5 protein-coding genes and 1 pseudogene are annotated in these 3,797 nt (G+C 66.4%); all 6 read right to left on the reverse strand.

From position 1 onward, the window contains the following. On the reverse strand, positions 1-490 hold a 490-nt coding region (locus AC1DOC_RS28960; protein ID WP_478131050.1), incomplete at its 3' end, for an ABC-2 transporter permease. An 82-nt stretch (positions 491-572) separates the two neighbouring features. Further along, positions 573-1,520, reverse strand: a complete 948-nt coding sequence (locus AC1DOC_RS28965) for an ABC transporter ATP-binding protein (RefSeq protein WP_012746309.1) — start codon at positions 1,518-1,520, stop codon at positions 573-575. A gap of 87 nt (positions 1,521-1,607) precedes the next feature. After that, the gene (locus AC1DOC_RS28970; RefSeq protein WP_012746308.1) at positions 1,608-1,880 is read right to left on the reverse strand and encodes an STAS domain-containing protein; all 273 of its coding nucleotides are present in this window, start codon (positions 1,878-1,880) and stop codon (positions 1,608-1,610) included. 4 nt (positions 1,881-1,884) lie between these two features. Continuing rightward, positions 1,885-2,505, reverse strand: a complete 621-nt coding sequence (locus AC1DOC_RS28975; protein ID WP_478131051.1) for an MlaC/ttg2D family ABC transporter substrate-binding protein — start codon at positions 2,503-2,505, stop codon at positions 1,885-1,887. A gap of 35 nt (positions 2,506-2,540) precedes the next feature. Beyond that, positions 2,541-3,281: pseudogene (locus AC1DOC_RS28980) on the reverse strand (MlaA family lipoprotein); the annotation flags it as partial. Next, positions 3,278-3,769 (reverse strand): outer membrane lipid asymmetry maintenance protein MlaD, encoded by a 492-nt coding sequence (gene mlaD, locus AC1DOC_RS28985; protein WP_012746305.1) that lies wholly within the window; start codon positions 3,767-3,769, stop codon positions 3,278-3,280. The gene mlaD and the pseudogene AC1DOC_RS28980, both read right to left, overlap by 4 nt. Positions 3,770-3,797: the final 28 nt, after the last annotated feature.

Genomic DNA, 3,797 nt, shown 5'->3' on the forward strand with positions numbered 1-3,797 from the left:
TCTCGGCCCAGAGCCCGGCAATGAGCCCCAGGGTGCCGAGCATGGCGGAGCCCAGCAGCGCAAACACGAGAATCCAGAGCGGCGCAACGAAGCTCGGCATCGCGAAGAACATGGTGACCAGGAACACGCCGAGCCCCACGGCCAGCCCGCGGATCACCGACGAGCCCACGTAGGCGAAGAACCAGCCCCAGTGCGACAGCGGCGTGAGCAGCACGAACACCAGGTTGCCCATGATCTTGCTCTGGATGATCGACGACGAGCTGTTGGCGAAGGCGTTCTGCAGCACGCTCATCATCACGAGGCCCGGCACCAGGAAGGCGGTGTAGCCGACCGAGCCGTAGACCTTCACGTGGTCTTCGAGCACGTGGCCGAACACCATCAGGTAGAGCAGCGCGGTGAGCACCGGCGCGCCGACGGTCTGGAAGCCAACCTTCCAGAAGCGCAGCGTTTCCTTGTAAAGCAGCGCACGCCACCCCGTGACGGCCATCATAGGGCCCCCTTGCTCGGCACTGCGTGTCCTCGCGTCCCCCCGAGGGGGAGCTTCGCTTGCTTGTGTCGGCCCGGCGCAGCGCTCATCTCGCCACCTCCAGCGGCGTCTGCTCGCCTGCCATCAGGTCGATGAACACGTCTTCCAGGTCGGCCTTGCGCATTTCCACGTCTTCCACCGCGACGCCGGCTTCGCGGATCGCGGCCAGCAGTTGTTCGACTTCATGGGCGTTCTGCGCCGGCAGCTGCACGATGCGCCCTGTGATGCGCGCATGCTGCGCGATGGCCCAGGGCAGCATGGCGTCGGTCTTGAAGCGCAGCACGTTGCTGGCGGCCGACTTCAGGAGCTCGCTGGTGCGGTCCAGGGCGATCACCTTGCCGAGCTTGAGCATCGCGATGCGGCTGCACAGCGCCTCGGCCTCTTCGAGGTAGTGGGTGGTGAGCAGCACGGTGCTGCCCTCCTTGTTGAGCCTGGCGACGAACTGCCAGAGCGTCTGGCGCAACTCGACGTCGACCCCGGCGGTGGGCTCGTCCAGCACGATGACCGGCGGCTTGTGCACCAGCGCCTGCGCCACCAGCACCCGGCGCTTCATGCCGCCCGAGAGCTGGCGCATGTTGGCCGTGGCCTTGTCGGCCAGGCCCAGGCTTTGCAGCAGCTCGTCGATCCAGGCCTCGTTGTTCTTGATGCCGAAGTAGCCCGACTGGATGCGCAGCGATTCGCGCACGTTGAAGAACGGGTCGAACACCAGCTCCTGAGGCACGATGCCGAGCTGGCGCCGGGCCTCGGCATAGTCGCGCTGCACGTCGAAGCCATGGACGCTGATGGCGCCGGCCGTGGGGCGGGACAGGCCGGCCAGCATGCTGATGAGCGTGGTCTTGCCCGCGCCGTTGGGCCCGAGCAGGCCGAAGAACTCGCCCGGCTCGATCTGGAAGCTGACCTCGTCGACGGCGCGCAGCCCCTGCTTGCCTTGGGCCCGCTGCTGTCTGGAGGGAGGGTAGGTCTTGGAGACCGATTGGAATGAGATCGCGGGCATGGGAGCCGGCGATTTTACGGGCCCGCCCCGCAGGCCGCTTGGCGGCGGCCGGATGCCCTGACGCGGCCGCTGCCCGGCCGCCGGCGGTCAGGGCGCCGCCGGCAGCAGCCCCGCAATGCCGTAGAGCGCTGCCAGTTCGCGTAGCCGCGGCGAAAGCCCCTTGACCGCGAAGCCCCGGCCGAGCGCGCTCGATTCGCGGCGGCACTCCAGGAGCACCGCCAAGGCCGAGGAATCGAAATGCGCGAGCGCGCTGGCGTCCACCACCGTGGATGTGTCGGCCTGCCCCGCCAGCCCCTGCTGCAGCATGCGCATGCAGGCCGGGGCTTCGTCGTGGGTGAGCTTGGAGGGCAGGACCAGCATGGCCTCAGCTCTTGCCGTTGTTGCCCTTGTTGCGCGCCGCCAGCGCCGCAATCAGGCCGTCGATGCCGCGCGCGTTGATTTCCTGCGCGAACTGGGTGCGGTAGGTGTCGACCAGCCAGACACCCAGCACATTGAGGTTGTAGACCTTCCAGCCGCCGCCCTGGCCGGGCGTTTTCTCGAGCCGGTAGTCGAGCTGCACCGGATCGCCGCGGCCCTTGACCTCGGTACGCACCAGCACGTCGGTGTCTTCAGGCGAGCCGCGGAACGGGCGCACCGTGACCGTCTGGTCGCTCACCTGGTCGAGCGCGCCGGCATAGGTGCGCACCAGCAGGGTCTTGAATTCTTCCTGCAGCTTCTTCTGCTGCTCGGGCGTGGCCTGGCGCCAGGCCGGGCCGACGGCGGAAGCCGTCATGCGCTGGAAGTTGACGTTGGGCATGATCYTGCTGTCGACCAGCACCATGATCTTGTTGATGTCGCCAGCCTTGATGGAGGTGTCGGCCTTGATGGTCTCGAGCACATCGGTCGACAGGCGCTTGACGAGCGCATCGGGCGCCTCGTCGGCGGCATGGGCCGGGCGCACGAAAGCCGTCGCGGCACCGAAAAGCAAGGCACTGGCCAGCACCAGGCGGCCGAAGCCGCGTCGTTGCAAGATCTTGTTGTTCCACCCTCGTCGTCAGGGGGGTTGCCGTCGTAGACGTCGTTGCGGCGGTGCTGCAGGAAGGCGTCGCGCGTGAAGGTGTACTTGTCGAGTGCCGCATCGTCGAGCAGGCGGCCGGCGCGCAGGTACTTCGCCCGCGTATCGACGGCTTCCACGAACGACAGCGAATTGCGCCAGGCCACGTCGTTCATGTTGCCGAGCACGCTGCCGGCACGGTCGACCGGCAAGGCGGCCGTGTCGCGCAGGGTCGACGGGCCGAACACCGGCAGCACCACGTACGGACCGGCGCCCACGCCCCAGCGGCCGAGCGTCTGGCCGAAGTCTTCCTCGTGGCGGTCGATGCCCGCCTCGGTGGCAATGTCCAGCAAGCCGCCCAGGCCGAAGAAGGTGTTGACGTTGACCCGCATGAAGGTCTCGGCGCTGTTCTGCAGCTTGAGCTGGGCCACGCTGTTGACGAAGCTCCAGACATCGCCCAGGTTGCCGAAGAAATTGCCCACCCCGGTGCGCACCATCGAGGGCAGCACACGCTGGTAGGCGGTGGCCACGGGCACGAGCACGGCCTCGTCGACCGTGTCGTTGAAGCGCGTGACGCCCCGGTTGAACGGCTCGAAAGGGTCGGCCGGATTGGCGTGGGGCCCGCTCGCGCAGCCTGCAATGAGCGCAAGGGCGACGGCAACACTGGCCCAGCGGGCATGGTTTGCTATCTTACTGATAGCAAAAGACGGGGAAAGGGCTGTTTTCATTTCTTGTTGGCTGTTCCCGGCGTCGAAGTATTTCCTTCGGCCGCCTTGCTGTAGAGGAACTGGCTGATCAGGTTTTCCAGCACCACGGCCGATTGGGTCGAGGTGACGGTGTCGCCGGCTTGCAGGTTCTTCTCCTCGGCGCCCGCCTCGATCCCGATGTACTGCTCGCCGAGCAGGCCACTGGTCAGGATCTTGAGCGAACTGTCCTTGGGAAAACTGTAACGGTTTTGCAATGCCAGTGTGACGCTGGCCTGAAAAGACTTGTCGTCGAACGAGATGGACTCCACGCGGCCGACCACCACGCCCGCGCTCTTGACCGCCGTTTGCGGCTTGAGCCCGCCGATGTTGTCGAAACGCGCGGTGACGTTGTAGGTCTTCTGGAAATTCAGGCTCAGCAGGTTGGCCGACTGCAGCGCGAGGAACAGCAGCGCCGCGCCGCCGATCAGCACGAACAGGCCGACCCAGATGTCGTTGTTGGAACGTTGCATGGTTTGCACTCTCTAGAACGATTGGAGC

It is taken from the genome of Variovorax sp. 01T439_2, from assembly GCF_056398445.1.

Excerpts from the sequence above, each read along its gene's own strand:
- AC1DOC_RS28965 (WP_012746309.1), bottom strand. The coding sequence starts at position 1,520 with ATGCCCGCGATCTCATTCCAATCGGTCTCCAAGACCTACCCTCCCTCC.
- AC1DOC_RS28970 (WP_012746308.1), bottom strand. The coding sequence starts at position 1,880 with ATGCTGGTCCTGCCCTCCAAGCTCACCCACGACGAAGCCCCGGCCTGC.
- mlaD (WP_012746305.1), bottom strand. The coding sequence starts at position 3,769 with ATGCAACGTTCCAACAACGACATCTGGGTCGGCCTGTTCGTGCTGATC.